The 18,617-nt window shown below is 48.1% G+C and carries 16 protein-coding genes and 1 other annotated feature; of the genes, 4 read left to right on the top strand and 12 right to left on the bottom strand.

Annotation, left to right across the window (positions count from 1 at the left end):
* Positions 1-23: 23 nt before the first annotated feature.
* Positions 24-971, bottom strand: coding sequence for a DMT family transporter (locus tag SIN01_RS04915; protein ID WP_280530766.1), 948 nt, complete (start codon positions 969-971; stop codon positions 24-26).
* Positions 972-1,167: 196 nt separating this feature from the next.
* Between SIN01_RS04915 and SIN01_RS04910 the strand changes: the two genes are divergently transcribed.
* The 4 genes from SIN01_RS04910 (at position 1,168) to SIN01_RS04895 (ending at position 3,972) form a co-directional block, all read left to right on the top strand.
* Positions 1,168-1,902 (top strand): glycerophosphodiester phosphodiesterase, encoded by a 735-nt coding sequence (locus tag SIN01_RS04910; protein WP_010026477.1) that lies wholly within the window; start codon positions 1,168-1,170, stop codon positions 1,900-1,902.
* A 137-nt stretch (positions 1,903-2,039) separates the two neighbouring features.
* Positions 2,040-2,711: a ribose-5-phosphate isomerase RpiA gene (rpiA, locus tag SIN01_RS04905; protein ID WP_010026475.1), complete on the top strand. Its 672-nt coding sequence runs from the start codon at positions 2,040-2,042 to the stop codon at positions 2,709-2,711.
* 153 nt (positions 2,712-2,864) lie between these two features.
* Positions 2,865-3,281: an Rrf2 family transcriptional regulator gene (locus SIN01_RS04900; RefSeq protein WP_010026474.1), complete on the top strand. Its 417-nt coding sequence runs from the start codon at positions 2,865-2,867 to the stop codon at positions 3,279-3,281.
* Between the two features lie 52 nt (positions 3,282-3,333).
* Positions 3,334-3,972 carry an NAD(P)-dependent oxidoreductase gene (locus tag SIN01_RS04895; protein ID WP_010026473.1) on the top strand — a complete coding sequence of 213 codons (639 nt, stop codon included), beginning with the start codon at positions 3,334-3,336 and terminating at the stop codon, positions 3,970-3,972.
* 101 nt (positions 3,973-4,073) lie between these two features.
* On the opposite strand, the gene SIN01_RS04890 is transcribed toward SIN01_RS04895, so the two are convergent.
* The 11 genes from SIN01_RS04890 to argC all read right to left on the bottom strand — a co-directional run bounded on the left by SIN01_RS04890 (position 4,074) and on the right by argC (position 18,146).
* Positions 4,074-4,463 (bottom strand): hypothetical protein, encoded by a 390-nt coding sequence (locus SIN01_RS04890; protein WP_010026472.1) that lies wholly within the window; start codon positions 4,461-4,463, stop codon positions 4,074-4,076.
* Positions 4,464-4,482: 19 nt separating this feature from the next.
* Positions 4,483-5,721, bottom strand: a complete 1,239-nt coding sequence (locus SIN01_RS04885) for a multidrug effflux MFS transporter (protein ID WP_010026471.1) — start codon at positions 5,719-5,721, stop codon at positions 4,483-4,485.
* Between the two features lie 212 nt (positions 5,722-5,933).
* Positions 5,934-7,322 carry an argininosuccinate lyase gene (argH, locus tag SIN01_RS04880; RefSeq protein WP_010026470.1) on the bottom strand — a complete coding sequence of 463 codons (1,389 nt, stop codon included), beginning with the start codon at positions 7,320-7,322 and terminating at the stop codon, positions 5,934-5,936.
* On the bottom strand, positions 7,282-8,535 hold the full coding sequence (locus SIN01_RS04875) for an argininosuccinate synthase (RefSeq protein ID WP_010026469.1): 1,254 nt from the start codon (positions 8,533-8,535) through the stop codon (positions 7,282-7,284). Before SIN01_RS04875 ends, argH begins: the two co-directional genes overlap by 41 nt.
* Before the next feature lie 28 nt (positions 8,536-8,563).
* Complete coding sequence (gene argF / locus SIN01_RS04870; protein ID WP_010026468.1) at positions 8,564-9,523, bottom strand: ornithine carbamoyltransferase; 960 nt, start codon at positions 9,521-9,523, stop codon at positions 8,564-8,566.
* A gap of 15 nt (positions 9,524-9,538) precedes the next feature.
* Positions 9,539-12,766 carry a carbamoyl-phosphate synthase (glutamine-hydrolyzing) large subunit gene (gene carB / locus SIN01_RS04865; protein WP_010026467.1) on the bottom strand — a complete coding sequence of 1,076 codons (3,228 nt, stop codon included), beginning with the start codon at positions 12,764-12,766 and terminating at the stop codon, positions 9,539-9,541.
* Positions 12,750-13,838 carry a carbamoyl phosphate synthase small subunit gene (locus tag SIN01_RS04860; protein WP_010026466.1) on the bottom strand — a complete coding sequence of 363 codons (1,089 nt, stop codon included), beginning with the start codon at positions 13,836-13,838 and terminating at the stop codon, positions 12,750-12,752. Before SIN01_RS04860 ends, carB begins: the two co-directional genes overlap by 17 nt.
* Positions 13,839-13,857: 19 nt before the next feature.
* Entirely contained in the window at positions 13,858-15,054 is a 1,197-nt protein-coding gene (locus SIN01_RS04855; RefSeq protein ID WP_010026465.1) for an aspartate aminotransferase family protein, read from the bottom strand.
* A complete protein-coding gene (gene argB / locus SIN01_RS04850) occupies positions 15,047-15,850 on the bottom strand; it encodes an acetylglutamate kinase (protein WP_010026463.1) in 804 nt (267 codons plus the stop codon). The genes SIN01_RS04855 and argB overlap by 8 nt, the downstream gene beginning before the upstream one ends.
* Before the next feature lie 21 nt (positions 15,851-15,871).
* Entirely contained in the window at positions 15,872-17,095 is a 1,224-nt protein-coding gene (gene argJ / locus SIN01_RS04845; protein ID WP_010026461.1) for a bifunctional ornithine acetyltransferase/N-acetylglutamate synthase, read from the bottom strand.
* A 13-nt stretch (positions 17,096-17,108) separates the two neighbouring features.
* Complete coding sequence (gene argC / locus SIN01_RS04840) at positions 17,109-18,146, bottom strand: N-acetyl-gamma-glutamyl-phosphate reductase (protein ID WP_010026460.1); 1,038 nt, start codon at positions 18,144-18,146, stop codon at positions 17,109-17,111.
* Between the two features lie 138 nt (positions 18,147-18,284).
* Positions 18,285-18,525 (bottom strand) — a binding site (T-box leader).
* Positions 18,526-18,617: the final 92 nt, after the last annotated feature.

The following is an 18,617-nucleotide window of genomic DNA, read 5'->3' as shown; positions in this document are numbered from 1 at the left end:
CAGGCAATAATCAGCAAGCGACATTATTTTCTTTTATTTTTTACATTTTTTTGTGCAAAGGCGAGTGACACAACCGTGCCGATAATACATAAAGCGCCAAGCCAATCAAATAAAGTAAACGGGACATGCAGCCAAACCACACTAACCAAAGCTGCCGACAGCGGTTCAGCGCAACCAAGCATACTGGTCTCCAGCGGCTTCAGATAGCTCAAGCTGGCTAAATACAAATAAAAGGCGATTAACGTCCCGAATAGGATGACAAAAACGATGCCAATGAACGCCGCCATCGACCATTGCCCATGAAAAATCCATGGCGGATAGAATAAACTCATTGCCGCCCCGCCGATCACCATACCCCAGCCGACCACAACACCCGGACCAAACTGTTTCAGGATGGATGCCGGCTGGGTAGCGTAAATGGCGCCGCCAAGCGCCGCCAGCAGCCCCCAAATGATGGCGCCCGGAGCAATCGATAATTGATTGGGATGCCCCTTGGTGACAAGGAAAAAAACGCCAAGAAGCGCAATCACCATAGCGGTTAGTTCAATCATTTTCGGTTTTTTTCTCATGAAAAGGATACTGAACAGTAGGATCAGCACCGGACTGAGGTACTGCAGCAATGTTGCGGTTGCTGCATTGCCGGCAGCCACGGCTTCAAAATAGGTATATTGCGAACCGATCATTCCCACGAGCCCGAACACGACCAAGCTTGATGCCGATCTGCGTTGCTTCCAAATCGCCCACACCTGTTGCCGATGTTTCCCGCATTGCATGATGGCAAGCAGCAAGACCCCCGCGGTGAGCATACGGACTGAGGTCAGCCATCCGGCACTCACTTTTTGCGTTTCAAACAAGTATTGGGCGGCATTCCCTGAGACGCCCCATAATGTTGCACCGCAGAGTACGAGCGTCATGCCGATGAGACGTCCCCAGGAACGGCTACGATTAACCTTTTGTATGTATTCTGCCACTTTCTTCACCCACTTTATTCATGAACGGACACCATCATCATATCGAGACGGATCATTCCCGTCAATCACTTATTTAAGGCCCTTTAAATTTTAACCTGGCGGGTGTAAAACGGATCGCTTATCTTTCCGTGCAAAAGCGTATAATGAATATGTCTGAAGAACGCTCGCTTTGTTTTACGGATGAAGGAGGAGCACGATGAAAACAGCAGTTTATGCCCACCGCGGCAGCAAGTGCAATTGTCCTGAGAATACATTACCGGCTTTTGAAGAAGCAATACGTGTAGGAAGTGACGGCATTGAACTGGATGTGCACTTGACCAAAGATCAGCAGGTCGTCGTCATGCATGATGAAAAGATCGACCGAACGACGAATGGAAAAGGACAAATTAAAACCTACACGTTGGATGCATTAAAAAAATTTGATGCAGGTTCCTGGTTCTCACCTAAATTTAAAGGAACACGCATTCCGACACTGACTCAAGTACTTGAATTTATTGCTGATTATCAAGGCGTATTGAATATAGAACTTAAAACAGATCGAAACGTCTACCCAGGCATCGAATCGCGAGTGGTCGCACTCGTCAATCGCTACCGACCGAATCTTCCGGTCGTGTACTCATCCTTTAATCATGAATCCTTAATGCGTCTTAAAGCAGTTAAACCGAATGCCGACCTGGCTCTGCTCCTATGGGAACGCCTTGCCGAACCTTGGCACTATACGAAACAGATTGGTGCTTCCGCGCAACATCTCTGGCAGCCATCCGCACTTTCAGAAACAGCCGCGCAGCTGCAGAGCCATGGCATCAAAGTACGGGCATGGACCGTCAATAAACCTAGAATTATGCAGCAGGCTTTTGAAATGGGCCTTGACGCAATCATCACCGACCAACCGGAAGCCGCATTAAGTTTGCGAAAGAGCCGCTGTAAGTAACTTTGGTAAGCGGACGCATTCGCCCTGAGTCCCCTTTCCCTTTTTCCTTGTTTCTGAACCATTGATGCGACATTGGAAGCAGGCGCTGCTTCCGCTATAATGAAATGGGATGCATTAACTGAAAAAGAGGGATACTCATGAATGGCAAACGTGCGGCAGGACGAAAAGCAGTTGAAGAAGTTAAGGACGGCATGACTATTGGTCTCGGTACCGGCTCAACAGTCTACTATTTTCTCGAGGCACTTGCCGAGAAAGTTGCTGACGGGTTTCATATGACCGGTGTTGCAACCTCTCAAAAAACAATTGATCTTGCTCACCAATGGAACATTCCGATGCAACCGCTGAATGCGGTCAAAACCATCGATATCACGATTGATGGTGCGGATGAAGTGGATGCGTCACTGAACGGAATCAAAGGCGGCGGCGGCGCACTGCTCTATGAAAAATTAGTCGCTAAAGCGTCAAAGCGCCGCATCTGGATCGTTGACAACAGCAAAAAAGTTGAGCAACTCGGCGCCTTCCCGCTTCCTGTCGAAGTGGTGCCTTTCGGATGGAAGCAGATCGAAACCTATCTTGAAGAAAAAGGTGCTCAGCCGCAATTACGCCGCGGCGACGACAATGAACCGTACATCACCGATGCAAAACACTATATTCTTGATCTCCACTTACCGTCGATTACCGATCCGCATGCATTGGCCGATGAACTGGATCACCTCACCGGTGTTGTTGAGCATGGCCTTTTTCTCAACATGACCGATAAAGTGATCATCGGTTATCCGGATGGGCAGACCGAAACACTTGCGAAGTAACAGCGAAACCTGAATAAAAAACAGTTTAAGACGGTTTGACCCAATCGTTCTCATGAGGTCGAACCGTTTTGCTATAGGGAAACCATCGATTCATCGCTCTTGACATCGATCAACCTTGTAATTAAAATAGTTACAGGTGGTGACAATGAACCAATGATTAATACACGTGTTGCCGTCGCGATCCACATCATGGCCCTGATTGCATCCAGACCGAATGATGATTTGCCGTCAGACGACATCGCCGCCAGTGTTAACACAAATCCCGTTGTCATCCGACGAATGCTCGGCATGTTAAAAAGAGCCGGATTAATTCAGACAACTGCCGGGAAAGCCGGTGCTTCGCTCACTCGTGATCCGGAGAAGATTTCGCTGCTTGATGTATTCCATGCGGTTGAGCCAAACGAAAACCTATTTGCTGTACATGACAATCCAAATGTCCGTTGTCCGGTAGGCAAAGGTATTCGCACTGTGCTCGATGAAGCTTTTGGTGCTGCACAACATGCTCTGGAGAACAAGCTTTCTTCTGAAACACTGCAAGACATTCTTCATCGTCTCTTTGATGATGAGTGATTTTTACGCATTTCCTGTAACTATTTCTGTTACAGTCAGGAGGTTTTAACTAATGAAAATTGCTGTAATTGGTGCTGCCGGGAAAGCCGGGTCAGCAATCATTCAGGAAGCAAAGCAGCGCAATCATCAAGTGACTGCGATTGTACGGCATCCGGAGAAATTAAAAGAACGCAACATTGCTGTTTTAAAAAAGGATCTCTTTGATCTAACACGCGAGGACCTGGCTGATTTCGACGTTGTTGTTAATGCATTCTCGGCGTCTGCTCAGCAGGCGGAGCTGCATGTTAAAGCAGGAAGGAAACTCATTCAGCTGCTTTCAGGATTAACAAATACCCGGCTGATCGTTGTAGGGGGTGCCGGCAGCCTATTCGTTGATCCGGACAAAAAAGTACCACTCGTCGACACACCTGAATTTCCGGAAGCGTTTCGTTCTATTGCAACGAATCAGGCAAAAAATTTGCAGGATCTCTATAAAACCAGCAAGCTCAACTGGACATTTCTCAGCCCATCGGCAGTCTTTGCCATTGGGAAGCGAACCGGTCATTACACAACCGGCGATGATCATCTGCTCGTTAACCGGAAAGGTAAAAGCTATGTCAGCTATGCGGATTATGCTGCCGCTTTAGTTGATGAGATTGAACGCCCCAAACATCAGAATAAACGATTTACCGTTGTATCCGAAGAAGACTAAGAAATGCCCATGAAATGCGTTCACCGCAACATCCCATTCATTAATCCCCCTAGAACCCGATCATGACACCCGGGCTAAGGGGGATTTTCAATGCGCCTAGATTAAGAGTAATCCTTTTTCACCGCCTGCGCACAGCGATCAATCCATTGCTTCACAAATTGATCATGAGGCAGGACGCGGTCTTTCAAATCGTCTATAAAGAGAATCTTCTCCTTACGGCACCACTCGATACAGGTTTGATAGAGCTGCATATCCAGATCGTCTGTGTCCCAATAAACAGAAATCACCGAAACACGTGCCTTTCTATAGAGGAAAGCCCGCGTATGTCCATCCGTGAGAAACACTTCCCCGCCAATTTTTCTTACGGGAAGCGGTGCATTGAATCGAACATTCAGTGGATCAAACGACCGGTTCAGCCGCTCCACTTTATTCTGATCCAAATAAAGCTGGCTGGGACGAATATCCATTAAATCCATCAAAAACGCATTCATTCAAATCGCCCTCTTTTCTTTATCGTTTGCCGCTTGCGGTTTGCGGTTTGCAAATCAAAAAATAACAGATCAATAGTGCACTCAATTCACAGATGAGGATCATCACTGCCATTGGAACATAAGTATGGCTGCCGCCCAGTCCAACCAGTGGCGAGAATAAAGCACCGATCGTATTCATTCCGAGTCCGAGTATTGCTGAAGCAGAACCAGCTGCCTTTGCCTGAGTCTGCATGGCGAGTGAAAAGGCTGTTGCGTTAACGAGTCCGACCATCGAAACAATCAGGAAGAGAGGGATCATGACTGCGATCAGTCGTGGCGGGTCAAGCAAGGTACTCGTAAACAACATCACGCCTCCCAGTGCAGCAAGAATCACCGCAGTATACAGGATTTTATGGGCGTCAACGCGTCCAGCCAGCAAGCCGGCGAGCTGTGACATCAGGACAATGCCAAGACCATTTGCAGCAAAGAACACACTGAAGCCTTGCGGCGAAACGGAAAACATTTCCTGAAGGACAAAAGATGAACCCGAAATATAACAAAACATTGCCCCCATGACAAGACCAAGAACGAGTGCATAACCGATAAAACGGCGGTCGCGGATCATTCCGCTCATTGACGCGCGCGTTGCGGCAAGTCCTCCGGAAATCCGTTTGCCTTCAGACAAGGTTTCCGGAATAAACGCCCATGCACTGACCAATAACAAAAAGCCGATCACACACAGGACAAGAAAAACGCCGCGCCACGATGTAAAACGAAGAATCACTCCACCCATAATTGGCGCCAGAATCGGAAATAGTCCATTGACTGCCATCAGCATTGAGAAAAATTTCGTCAGCTTCGTTCCCGAGTAAAGGTCGCGGGCAATGGCCCTCGAGATTACCATCCCGGCTGCCCCTGCCGTCCCTTGAATCAAGCGCAGAACGATCAGTACAAGGATTGATGTGGTCATGGCGCACAGAAAGGACGCTACGGCGAAAGTGGCCAGTCCGATAAGTAGCGGAATCTTGCGGCCATACCGGTCACTAAGCGGCCCCACGAGGATTTGTCCTAATGCGAGTCCAACGAGACATGACGTAATACTTAATTGAGCAAATGAAGGAGTTGTCACAAAATCTTTAGTCAAAGACGGTAACGCCGGCAGATACATATCCATCGAAAGCGGGCCAAACGCACTCAGCGCTCCAAGCACCAACACAAAGCGAAGATAACCGCCCTTACGCTTATGTATTCTTACGAAACCCGCCTGCTCGTTTTGCATCAACAATCAGCCTTTCTATTTAGTATCTCTTTTTAATTTTTACGATCAATGAATAACTGCCGTCTCTATAAAAGTATCTGAGGCAATCATAGCAAAAAAAGGATACGTCTGACACGTATCCTCAAAAAAGTATAATGAATTAGGGGGGTACTGCTTTTGTGGATAACATAAATCACCTACAAAAGGAGTACTTCTTATATGAAACAGCCGTATTAGAACGATTCATTCTGATACAGACGTGTCTCCGCAAGTTTCAGTTGTTTTGCAACCTGGTGCGGTGCGGTTCCGCCTTCGCTTTCGCGCGCGCGCATGACACTCTCAGGAAGCAGTGCCTCAAAAATATCTTGTTCAAAGAGCGGACTGAATTGCTTGTATTCACTCAGCTCAAGATCCAGCAGATATTTCTTGTGTTCAATTGCATAAAGAACCATCTTTCCGGTGACCGCATGTGCTTCGCGGAACGGCAGACCTTTTTTCGCGAGATAATCGGCAATATCGGTTGCATTTGAGAAATCTTTTTCAACCGCATGACGCATCCGATCTTTCTTAACGGTCATCGTCTCAAGAATCGGCGCCAGTAATTTCAGTGCGCCTTCCAATGTTTTGACCGTGTCAAAAATACCTTCTTTGTCCTCCTGCATGTCCTTATTGTAGGCAAGCGGAAGTCCTTTAAGCACGGTCAGCAGTCCGACCAAATGACCGAACACGCGTCCCGTTTTGCCGCGCAGTAATTCGGAAACGTCCGGATTTTTCTTTTGCGGCATGATACTGGATCCGGTGCAGAAGGCATCATCCAGTTCAATAAACTGGAATTCTTGACTGCTCCACAGTACCATTTCTTCGGATAATCGAGAGAGATGCACCATGATCAACGAGCAATCTGCGAGTGCTTCGACGACAAAGTCGCGATCACTCACTGCGTCTAAGCTGTTTGGATAAACGTCGGCAAAGTCGAGCAATTCAGCCACGCGGCGGCGATTGATTGGGAACGTTGTCCCGGCCAGCGCACCGGCTCCGAGCGGCAGACTATTGATCCGTTTCTCGCTGTCCCGAAGGCGCGATTTGTCGCGTTCAAACATCCAAAAGTACGCAAGCAAATGGTGCGCGAATGAGATCGGCTGTGCCCGCTGCAGATGCGTGTATCCAGGAAGTATCGTATCCACATTGGCTTTTGCCTGTTCAAGCAGTGCATGCTGCACGTCTTCAAGAAGATCAATCAGCACTTTGGTCTTCTTCCGCATGTACAGGTGCATGTCCGTTGCCACCTGATCATTGCGGCTTCTCCCGGTGTGAAGCTTTCCGCCAACCGGACCAATCTCGTCAATGAGCATCTTTTCGATGTTCATATGAATATCTTCCATATCGGTTGAAAAATGCGCGTCGCCATTTTCTATTTTTTTCAGAATTGATGTCAGACCTTGCTGAATCGTCTTTGCCTCTTCCTCAGAGACAATGCCGCATTCGCCAAGCATTTGAACATGAGCCAAGCTGCCCTCAATATCTTCTTTTGCTAGTTCCTGATCATATGAGATCGATGCCGTATAGTCATCAACAAGCTTGTTAGTTGATTTCGTAAACCGGCCGCCCCAAAGCTTCGCCATGATCTGCCTCCGTTCCTTTCTTGTGCACTTCTGCGTTCACTTTCGTCGGCAGCCCCCATAGTTTGATGAAGCCGACCGCAGCATTGTGATCGAACGCATCACCAGTCGTATAGGTTGCAAGTTCTTCATTATAAAGGCTGTTGTCCGATGCGCGTCCAACAACGTCGTGATTTCCTTTGAAAAGTTTCACGCGAACTTTGCCGGAAACCACTTGCTGCGTTTGTTCCACAAAAGCCATCAGTGCTTCGCGGATTGGCGAGTACCAGAGTCCGTCATAGATTACCTGTGAGATTTCTTTATCAATCAACGGTTTAAATTTCGAGACTTCTTTTGTCAGCGTAATCGTTTCGAGCGCTTTGTGCGCGTTAATTAAGATGACGCCTGCAGGGCTTTCGTATACTTCACGTGATTTGATGCCGACAAGACGGTTTTCAATATGATCAATCCGCCCAACGCCATGTAATCCGCCAAGTGCATTCAGTTCTTTAATAATTTCAATGAATGGCTTTTTCTCGCCGTTTAAGGCACAAGGAATTCCTTTTTCAAAGTCAATTTCAACATATTGCGGCGTATCCGGTGTTTTTTCAATGGGATTCGTCCAAGCAAATGCTGCTTCCGGTGCTTCATTCCACGGATTTTCCAGAACACCGGCTTCACATGCGCGTCCCCAAATGTTCGCATCGATTGAGAACGGGTTGTCAAGGTCAACCGGAATCGGAATCCCTTTCTTTGCCGCGTATTTGATTTCTTCGTCGCGCGTCATGCCCCATTCCCGAACCGGAGCAACAACCGTCAATGATGGGTCAAGTGCCTGAATGGCGATTTCAAAACGTACTTGGTCATTTCCTTTACCGGTGCATCCGTGAGCAACGGCTGTCGCCCCTTCCTTGTGGGCAACATCGACGAGCAGTTTGCCGATCAGCGGACGCGATAGTCCGGAGGAAAGCGGGTAGACGCCTTCGTACAGCGCATTTGCTTGAAGTGCCGGTGCAAGGTAGCCTTCAGCGAGCAGTTCTTTCGCATCGACAACATAGGATTTGATCGCGCCGACATCAAGTGCTTTTTGCTTAATCTTTGCCAGATCTTTCCCCTCTTCGCCAACATCGATGCTGAGTGCGATTACGTCATAATTGTATTTGTCTTGGAGATACTTAATGCAAACCGATGTATCAAGCCCTCCGGAATATGCTAAAACGATTTTTTCTTTTGCCATGAGAATACCCTCCTAAAAGTTGTCTTTTTTATGCATCTTTTTCCATCAAGCATTTCAGAATTGCCTTATGTGCATGAAGCCGATTTTCCGCTTCATCAAAAACAACGGAATGATCGCCGTCAATGACGCTTTCCGTGACTTCCTCGCCGCGGTGAGCCGGCAGGCAGTGCATGAAAATATGATCCGGCTTAGCAAGTGAGACAAGGGCATCATCTACTTGGAAACCTTGGAAATCGTGCAACCGTTTATCCTTCTCAGCTTCATCGCCCATACTCAGCCATGTGTCGGTGATGACCACATCACAATCTTCGGCAGCCTCCTGCGGTGAGTCTGTTATGGCAATCATGCAGCCGTTCTTTGCGCCTCTTGCTTTTGCCGCCTCAAAAATTGCTGTATCCGGTTCATAGCCCTTTGGACTTGCAACCGTCATATCCATACCGAATGCCGCAGCACCCTCCATCAGTGAATGGGCCATATTATTGTAGCCATCACCGATGAAGCACGCCTTGAGTCCGCCGATTTTTCCCTTGTGTTCGTAGATCGTCAACAGATCGGCAATGATCTGTGTCGGGTGATGCGTATCGGTCAATCCATTAATCACCGGAACATCGGCATTCGCCGCCAGCTCCTCAACCACATCATGACCGAACGTACGAATCATAATACCGTCGACAAAGCGGGAAAGCACTTTAGCCGTATCGGCAATCGTCTCGCCGCGGCCGATCTGTATGTCTTTACTGCTTAAGTATAATGCAGAACCGCCTAAATGGTACATACCAACTTCAAATGCGACGCGCGTCCGTGTTGACGCTTTCTCAAAGATCATCGCCAGCGTCTGTCCGTTTAAGAAATGATGCGGAACCCCTTGCTTCTGCATCGTCTTCAAGGCAACAGCCGTATTCAAGAAGGTCATCAGTTCATCTTCTGTAAATTCAGCGATCGTAAGAAAATCTCTGCCTGTCAATGTTGCTGCTGTTTCGTTTTCCAAGACATTCACTTCCTCTTATTGATTCGTATAGCTGAAATTCCGGTATTCATCAAGCGTGTATACATCCGATGAAATGGCGTGCTTTGCTGCATGAAGCGTCGCAGCTAATGTATCGGTGCATGTATACACAGGCACTTGGTAGCGCAATGCGAGCGCTCTGATTTGAAAGCCAAACGATTGCCGGTTGCGCCCGGCCGTCGGAATATTGTAGACGGCGGACACTTGGCCATTTGCAATCAATTGAGCTGCAGCCTCTGCATCATCATTCACCTCAGCGACCGTCATTCCTGCCTGTCTGTATGCAGCAGCGGTCCCTGGTGTTGCAAAAATCTTGAAGCCGTCTTTAGCAAGCTGGCGGACAACATCGAAACTCTCCTCGCGCTGATTTTCAGTGATGGAGCATAAGATGGCTTTATTCGCGTTGTCCTTTGCAAATGGATTGTCCTCGTTGCATAAGACACCTTTTAGAAATGCCTCGTCAACCGTAGCGCCCATGCCCAGTTGTTCGCCGGTCGATTTCATTTCCGGACCGAGAACAGGATCAACCCCCTGCAATTTCGTAAACGAGAACACCGGTGCCTTCACCGCGTAAAAATCAGGAGATGTACCATAACCGTCATCCAAATTTTGATCACGCAATAAGTTACCTAATTGAACGCCTACTGCATGCTTAACCATTGGAATACCGGTTACTTTGCTGATGATTGGAACCGTACGTGACGCACGCGGATTTACTTCAAGAACATAGACCTTTCCGGAGGCAATCACGAATTGAATGTTGATTAACCCCTTAACATTCAAGCTACTGCATAGTTTCCGTGTATCTGCTTCAATTTCATTCTTCACCGCTTGGCTGAGACTGAACGATGGAAAAACTGCGACGCTGTCTCCAGAATGGACACCGGCACGCTCAATATGTTGAAAGATGCCCGGAATGGTCGTGTGCACGCCATCACTGATCGCGTCAACTTCGCACTCAATGCCCGGCATATAACGATCAACCAATAAAGGAAACGACTGCTGCGTCATATTTCGATCGCTCGTCATATATGCTTCAAGCTCATGCGGATGATGGAACAGGAACATGGATTGACCGCCGATCACATAGGAAGGCCGGACAAGAATCGGATAGCCGAGCGCTTCACCCGCTTTCGGAAGATCCTCCATTTTGTGCACCGTCAGTCCCTTGATATGCGGAATGTTCAGTGACTGCAGCAGTTCATAAAATTGCTCCCGGTCTTCGACGCGGTCGATGCTTTGCGTTGAGGTACCAAGCACCTTAATCCCTGCTTGTTCAAGCGCTTTTGCCACATTCACAGCCGTTTGCCCGCCAAATTGAACGAGCGCGCCCTGCACTTTTTCCTTTTCAGCAACATGAAGAATGTCCTCAACGGCAAGCGGGTCAAAATACAAACGATCGGCAATTGAATAATCGGTGCTGACGGTTTCCGGATTATTGTTAATCACAATCGCTTCATAACCGTTCTTCTTCACGGCCAGTGTTGCTTGAACTGAGCAATAGTCAAACTCGATTCCCTGTCCGATCCGAATTGGCCCCGATCCAATGATCAGTATCTTCGGCTTATCGCTGACCTGCGCTTCATCAGCGCCAAACCATGTCGAGTAATAATATGGGGTTTGCGCTTCGAATTCGCCGGCACATGTATCCACCAAATGGTACGATGGCGAAAGTCCGGCCGCGCGAACGCGCTTGGATATCTCCTCCGGCGGGACATTCAGCAGATCAGCCAAACGCTGGTTGCCGATATTCAGCCACTTCGCCTGCTGCCATACCTCATCGCTCAGCTCCGCTAGAGCTTTCCCTTTCATTGCTTCTTCAAAAGCGACGATTCCATGAATTGCGTTGAGGAACCAAGGATCAATCGCCGTCATATTCCACAAATCATCGACCGTGCGCCCTCTTCGAAATAATTCGCTGATCGCAAACAGCCGTAAATCGGTTGCCTGCTTGATCTTATTTTCCAATGCAGCGTCTGAAAGAACCGTGAACGCCTTATTTTCAAGACCGGAAAAGCCCATTTCCAAGGAACGTATGCCTTTATTCAATGCGCCTTCAAACGTGCGATCAATCGCCATAACCTCACCCGTTGCTTTCATCTGGGTCCCCAAGCCTCGATCCGCCTCGGTAAACTTATCAAATGGGAAGCGCGGCAGTTTGACAACAATATAATCAATCGCCGGTTCAAACGATGCATAAGTGGTACCGGTAATTGGGTTCAAAATTTCATCAAGATGGAAGCCGACCGCGCATTTCGCTGCAACGCGTGCGATTGGATAACCGGTCGCTTTCGACGCTAGCGCCGATGATCGGCTCACACGCGGGTTAACTTCAATAATCGCATACTCGTTAGAGATCGGATTTAATGCGAACTGAATGTTGCATCCGCCGACAATTTTTAAAGCACGGATGATTTTCAGTGATGCGTTGCGCAGCATCTGATATTGCACATCCGAGAGCGTCTGTGACGGGGCAACAACGATACTGTCTCCTGTATGTACGCCCACAGGATCCATATTCTCCATGTTACAGACAATCATGCATGTATCGTTGGCATCACGCATTACTTCATACTCGATTTCTTTCCAGCCTTTAATACTCTTTTCAATCAGAACCTCATGAATCGGACTGAGCTTGAGCCCGCGATGGAGCACAAGATCAAGTTCGTGTTCGTTATAAGCAAAACCGCCGCCAGAGCCGCCTAAAGTATAAGCAGGGCGAATGATGACCGGGTAGCCTATTTCATTGACAAACGCTAAGCCGTCTTCATACGAGCGGATAATCTTGGATTCGGGAATTGGTTCCTTGATTTTCAGCATTAAATCCTTGAACAACTCACGGTCTTCTCCATGCTGAATGGAATCCACGGAGGTTCCCAGCAATGCCACATGATAGTTGGCAAGAATCCCTTGATTATAAAGTGAAACAGCTAGGTTCAACCCTGTTTGTCCGCCAAGCGTGCCAATTAGTCCATCCGGGCGTTCCTTGGCAATAATTTTTTCAATCGCAGCAAGCGTTAATGGCTCAATATAGGTTCGATCAGCGATCTGATCATCCGTCATAATCGTTGCCGGGTTGTTATTAATCAAGACAACCTCGATGCCTTCTTCTTTCAGCGCAAGACAGGCCTGTGTACCGGCATAGTCAAATTCCGCTGCTTGGCCGATTACAATCGGTCCGGACCCAATAACCAGCACTTTTTTAATGTCAGTACGTAATGGCATGATTTGCTTCACCCTTGCTTTGTTTCATCATATGAATAAATTTTGTAAACGTTGGATGGGTATCATCCGGACCGGGGTGGGCTTCCGGATGAAACTGAACCGTTTCAATCGGAAGCTGACGATGCGTCAATCCCTCAACCGATCCATCATTAACATTCAGATAACTAATCGAAAATTGTGTTTGATCGACACTGTCTTTCTCAACAACATAGCTGTGATTCTGTGAGGTCATCCATACCTTTCCGGTCGCAAGCGCCTTGACCGGATGATTGGCACCGCGGTGACCAAAAAGCAGCTTGCCGGTGCTTGCTCCATAGGCCAGCGCGATTAATTGATGGCCAAGGCAAATCCCCAATGTTGGGTAAGTCGATGTGATCTTCTTGATTTCCTCAAACAGCGGCTGCAATTGAATCGGGTCTCCAGGTCCGTTGCTGAGCATCACGCCATCCGGTTGGAGGGATTTCACCGTTTCTGCATCCGTATTGTACGGAACAACCGTGACCTTGCATCCTTCAGCAAGCAGTGCCTGTAGCATCGATTTCTTATAACCGTAATCAATTAGAACGACATGAGGTCCGTTTCCCTCATAAACCGTCGTTTTTGTTGAGGATACTTTTGCAACCATAGCTGTTGGCAGCGACTGCTCCCAATCAATTGACGCAGCATCAGGAAGATCACTAATGACTGCCTTCATCGTGCCGCTTCGGCGAACGGCTTTCACGACGGCTCGTGTATCAAGATTAGCGAGACCCGGAACCCCTGAGCGTTTCAGCCACTGATCCACATTCATCACCGATTGATAATGGCTGGGCACACGGCAAAGATTGCTGAACAGCACAGCTTGCATTTCAATGCGTGCATGCTCATTATCATGAAGATTAATTCCATAGTTGCCGATCAGTGGATAGCAGAATGTCATGATCTGTCCGGCGTACGAGGGATCGGTCATAATCTCTTGATATCCGGTCATGCTCGTGTTAAAGACCAATTCGCCCATCACGCTGGAAGAAGCGCCGACGCGCACACCTTGAAAAACTCGGCCTGACTCCAGAAGCAAATATCCCTTTTTCATGATCAGCAGCCCCCCATCTTTATAGTTCTTTTAAAACCGCGTCAAAGGCAGCAATAAATGCATCGATCTCCGTTTCATCGGTCACAAGCGGCGGCAGAATCCGCAAAACATGCTTTCCCGCCGTTAGAATCAGCACACGATGTTTCTCTCTCAATTCATTAACCAGATCGATCGCCGGAGCTTTTGTCTCAACACCGATGAGCAGACCCAGACCGCGAATTGCCGTCAGCTGTTTCGGATAGCTTTCTTTCAGTGCCGTCAATTTGTCCCGGAGATATGCGGCATTGCTCGTACATTGTGCCAGGACATCCTGTTGCTCAAAAGCATGAATCGTTGCTACTCCAGCGGCTGTGGCGATCGGATTCCCACCGAAGGTCGATCCGTGGCTTCCCGGCGTCATCAGTTTGGAAATCCCTTTTTTCGCCATGAATGCGCCGATCGGGATGCCTGATCCAAGTGCTTTAGCTGCGGTTAGAATATCCGGTTCAATACCGTATTGTTCATAGGCGAACAGGGTGCCGGTACGCCCCATGCCTGTTTGTACTTCATCAATGATCATCGGAATGCCTTTTTCCGTGCAGATGGCGGAAAGTTGCTGTACCCACGTTTTATCCGCCGGAATGACTCCGCCCTCACCTTGAACCATTTCCAGCATGACCGCGATGCATTGATCATCCGAGGCAATGTCTGCTACAGAATTTTCACTATTATAAGGAAGATACTTAAATCCAGGAACGACCGGGCCATAACCGCTTTGGATCTTCTCCTGTGCGGTGGCCGCCATGGTAGCCAGCGTCCGCCCGTGGAATGAATGGTTGAACGTGACAATATGCCCTTCCGGTTTATTCAGTACGGAAGCCGCATAACGGCGGGCTAGTTTTATCGCGCCTTCATTGGCTTCCGCGCCGCTGTTGCAAAAGAATACTTGATCGCAGCAGGTCCGTTCTGTTAGCATTTGGGCCAGTTTCTCCTGTGGTCCGATGTGATAGAGATTCGAACAATGCCACAGCAGTCCGAGCTGTTTCTTCAATGCTGCCTCAACGGCATCCGGGACATGACCAAGTGCAAGAACGGCAATCCCGGCCGTAAAGTCAAGATATTTTGTTCCTTCAGTATTCCAAACGTAGCTGCCCTTGCCTTTTTCAAGAGTAATGGGAAAACGTCCGTATGCTGACATGACCGGTGCGAGCGTTTCTTCTGACTTTGTATTAAGCATGAAGGATTTCCTCCTCAAGAAATATTTTTGTACCGACTTCAACGCCATTCGTATAATCAATCAAACAATCCGGCATCATCCCGTTCACGATGACGACTTCTTTAACGTTCTTCTTTAAGCTGTCAACGGCTGCTTTTGCTTTTGGAATCATGCCGCCGCTGATCTTCTTTAATTCGATCATTTGTTCAATTTCCAGATTTGAGACTTGTTTCAGGGGGGTTAATGCGCCGTCCTTTTCAACAAGAATCCCGGGAACATCACTGATAAAACACAACTTTCCATTCAACGCGACGGCTAGACTAGCGGCTGCCTGATCGGCATTAATGTTAAGATGCTGTCCGTGTTCATCCATTGAAATTGGTGAAACCACGGGAATAAACCCTTGACCGGCAAGGCTGCGGATCACCCCGGCATCCACCGATGTAATCTCACCAACATAGCCAAGCTTGGCAAGTGACGTTGGCTTTGCCAGAAACAAGCCGCCGTCAACCCCGCTCAGACCAACGGCCTTCCCGCCCGAAGCGGCAATTTTGGAAACAATCTGTTTGTTCATGGTTCCGCTGAGTACCATTTCAGCAACATCGAGTACTTCCTGCGTCGTAACCCGAAGTCCGTGATGAAAAACGGTCGGTATTTCCATCTTATCCAGCATTTGTGAGATGGCCGGCCCGCCGCCATGCACGATGACCGGTTGCCATTTGCCACTCTCTTGAATGATTTGCAGACTTTTAAAAAATTCAGGAGTGAGTTTATCAAAAACGCTTCCTCCGCATTTAATCACCAGATAGTGAGTCATGGTTTTCCCTCCTTACGTTTTTCACGAACGGTAAGACGCATTTATTTTCACGTAGTCATAAGTCAAATCGCAGCCCCAAGCAACCGCACTGCCGTTTCCTTCACCAAGAGAGGCTTTAATCACGATACTATCTTCATCCAAATAGTTCTTCGCTTGTTGTTCATCAAAAGGCGTAGGCACGCCGTTTTCGAAAAGGATAAGGTCGCCCAGTTTCAATGTGACATGATTGGGATCAAACGCTTCGCCGCTGTAGCCCATGGCACAGACGATTCTGCCCCAATTCGCATCGCTACCGAACACCGCTGTTTTAACAAGACTTGAGCCGACAATTGTCTTAGCGATCACTTCAGCCGACTGGTTATCTTTAGCACCGGTTACTTGAACCTCAATCAGTTTGGTTGCCCCCTCGCCGTCCCCGGCAATAAATTTTGCGAGTCCCTGACAAACGGCTTCAAGCCCTTTAAGAAAGACGGGCCATTCCGGATGCTGCGCGCTGAGCGGCTGATTTTCAGCCTGCCCATTTGCCAGGAGCAGTACCATGTCGTTGGTACTGGTATCCCCGTCAACCGTAATGCGATTAAACGTTTTATCAACGATCGTCTTTAACGCTTGCTTGAGTGCGTCCGGTGCAACTGCCGCATCGGTCGTGACAAAGCCAAGCATCGTTGCCATATTCGGATGAATCATTCCCGATCCCTTGCACGCCCCGCCGATCGTCACCGGTTTGCCGTCAATTTCAAAGGTAACCGCCAGATGTTTCGTTTTGGTATCGGTCGTAAGAATTGCTTCTTCAAACGGTGCTTCGCTTCCCGACAAGTCAATGGCGGCAATGCCTTTTTTTATCTTTTCCATCGGCAGCTGCATGCCGATCACGCCGGTTGAGGCAACTCCAACAAGATGATCGGTGATGCCTAAATGCTGCGCCAACCACTGTCGGGTGACACGCGCATTTTCCAAGCCTTGCTGCCCGGTACATGAGTTTGCGCTGACCGTGTTCACAAGCACTGCTTGCAGTTTCTTCTCTTCAGCAATGCTCTCTTGTGTCACCTGAAGCGGTGCGGCTTGAAACACGTTTGTTGTATAAACGCCTGCTGCCGTTGCCGGAACCTCGGAATAAATCCAGCCAAGATCCGGTTTTTTCGTACGCATTCCGATATGCATGCCACCGGTTTTAAAGCCTTTTGCGCTGCCGACGCTTCCGTTTTCTATAGAAGTAATCGTTGGTTTTTGATCTAATTTTTCCATTGAACTCGCCCTTTCACGGATAGATCGGGGTGAACGTAAGACCTGTTTGTTCATCCCAGCCCTTGATAATGTTTAAATTTTGTACCGCCTGACCGGCCGCGCCCTTAACGACATTGTCGATTACCGAGACAATAGTTAGCCGCCTCGTTCGTCCATCAACATTTAAACCAATATCACAGAAATTTGAGCCAAGTACTTCCTTTGTTGCCGGCCAATTCCCAAGTGGCCTGATCCGCACAAAGGGCGATTTCTTATAAAACTTTTCATAGTGTTCCAAGAGTTCACGCGTTGAAAAGCCTTGTTTCAGATTTGCGTATGTGGTGCAGAGCAAACCGCGTGTCATCGGAATCAGGTGCGGGTGAAACGTGATCGCCGTTTTTTGACCACTGATTTCTTCAATCATTTGTTCGATCTCCGGCGTGTGCTGATGGTGATCTAACTTATAAGCCTTGACACTTTCATTCACTTCACCGAATAAATTACCGATCACTGCTTTCTTTCCGGAACCGGAAACCCCGGATTTACCGTCGACAATAATCGAGTTCAAATCGATCATGTCATGTTGCAATACCGGTGCAAGCCCAAGCAGCGTTGCGGTCGGATAGCAACCCGGATTTGAAAGTAAAGACGCGCCTTCGATCTGCTCGCGATTAAGCTCCGATAAGCCGTACACCGCATCGCCGAGCAGGGCGGCGTCAGCAGGATTCTTTTTGTACCATTCGGCATAGTCCTGTGGATTCTTCAAGCGGAAGTCCCCGGAAAGATCAATGCAAATCAGCCCGCGCTTCAGGCATTCAGGTAGCAAATCCTTGCTGACACCGGCTGGCGTTGCGAAAAAAACAACATCCGTTCGCGCCGCCAGTTCATCCGCATCAAATGCCTCGAGCCTTCGCTCCACAATCCCGCCAAGATGAGGATAAATGCTTGAGATCTCCATGCCGGTTGTGGAATGAGCGACCAGCATCTCTATTTTGATTTGCGGATGATTCAACAACAGGCGGATCAATTCCACTCCGCTGTATCCATTTGCGCCAACAATACCTGCCTTCACCTGTAAAGCCTCCAATAATCCAATATTTTCATTCACTAATTCGTTAAAACTTCAGAGTAGTAAACTGCAAAAGCAACGCACAATCCCGGTGCATGAGCATCCCGCAACAAAAATAAAACGCCCGCCTCTTTTCTTTAGAAAAGAGACGAGCGTTGATCACAATACCCGCGGTACCACTCTAGTTATTCCCATACGTTTTACTTAAAAGTGTAAAACAAGGAATCTGCTTAAGACTCTGTAACGGGAGTTCCCGGAAAATCCTACTCATTTCAGATCTTCACCTTCGAAGTGCGGTTCGCAATTTCGCCTGTGCCGGCTTCCATCATCCCGGCTTGCTGGTGCAGCGCTCCATTGTTACTCTCTTCTTCATTGGTTTTCTTCAATCAATTGTTAGACATTTCTAACTCGTGTGATACTCATTATACATTGCTCACCGAATTAGTCAACCCATATTTAAAAATATGTTTTATA

It is taken from the genome of Sporolactobacillus inulinus (assembly GCF_006539285.1).
Taxonomy (GTDB): domain Bacteria; phylum Bacillota; class Bacilli; order Bacillales; family Sporolactobacillaceae; genus Sporolactobacillus; species Sporolactobacillus inulinus.
Note: the sequence above shows the minus strand (reverse complement) of the source record. Positions and strands in the feature narration are given on the sequence as shown.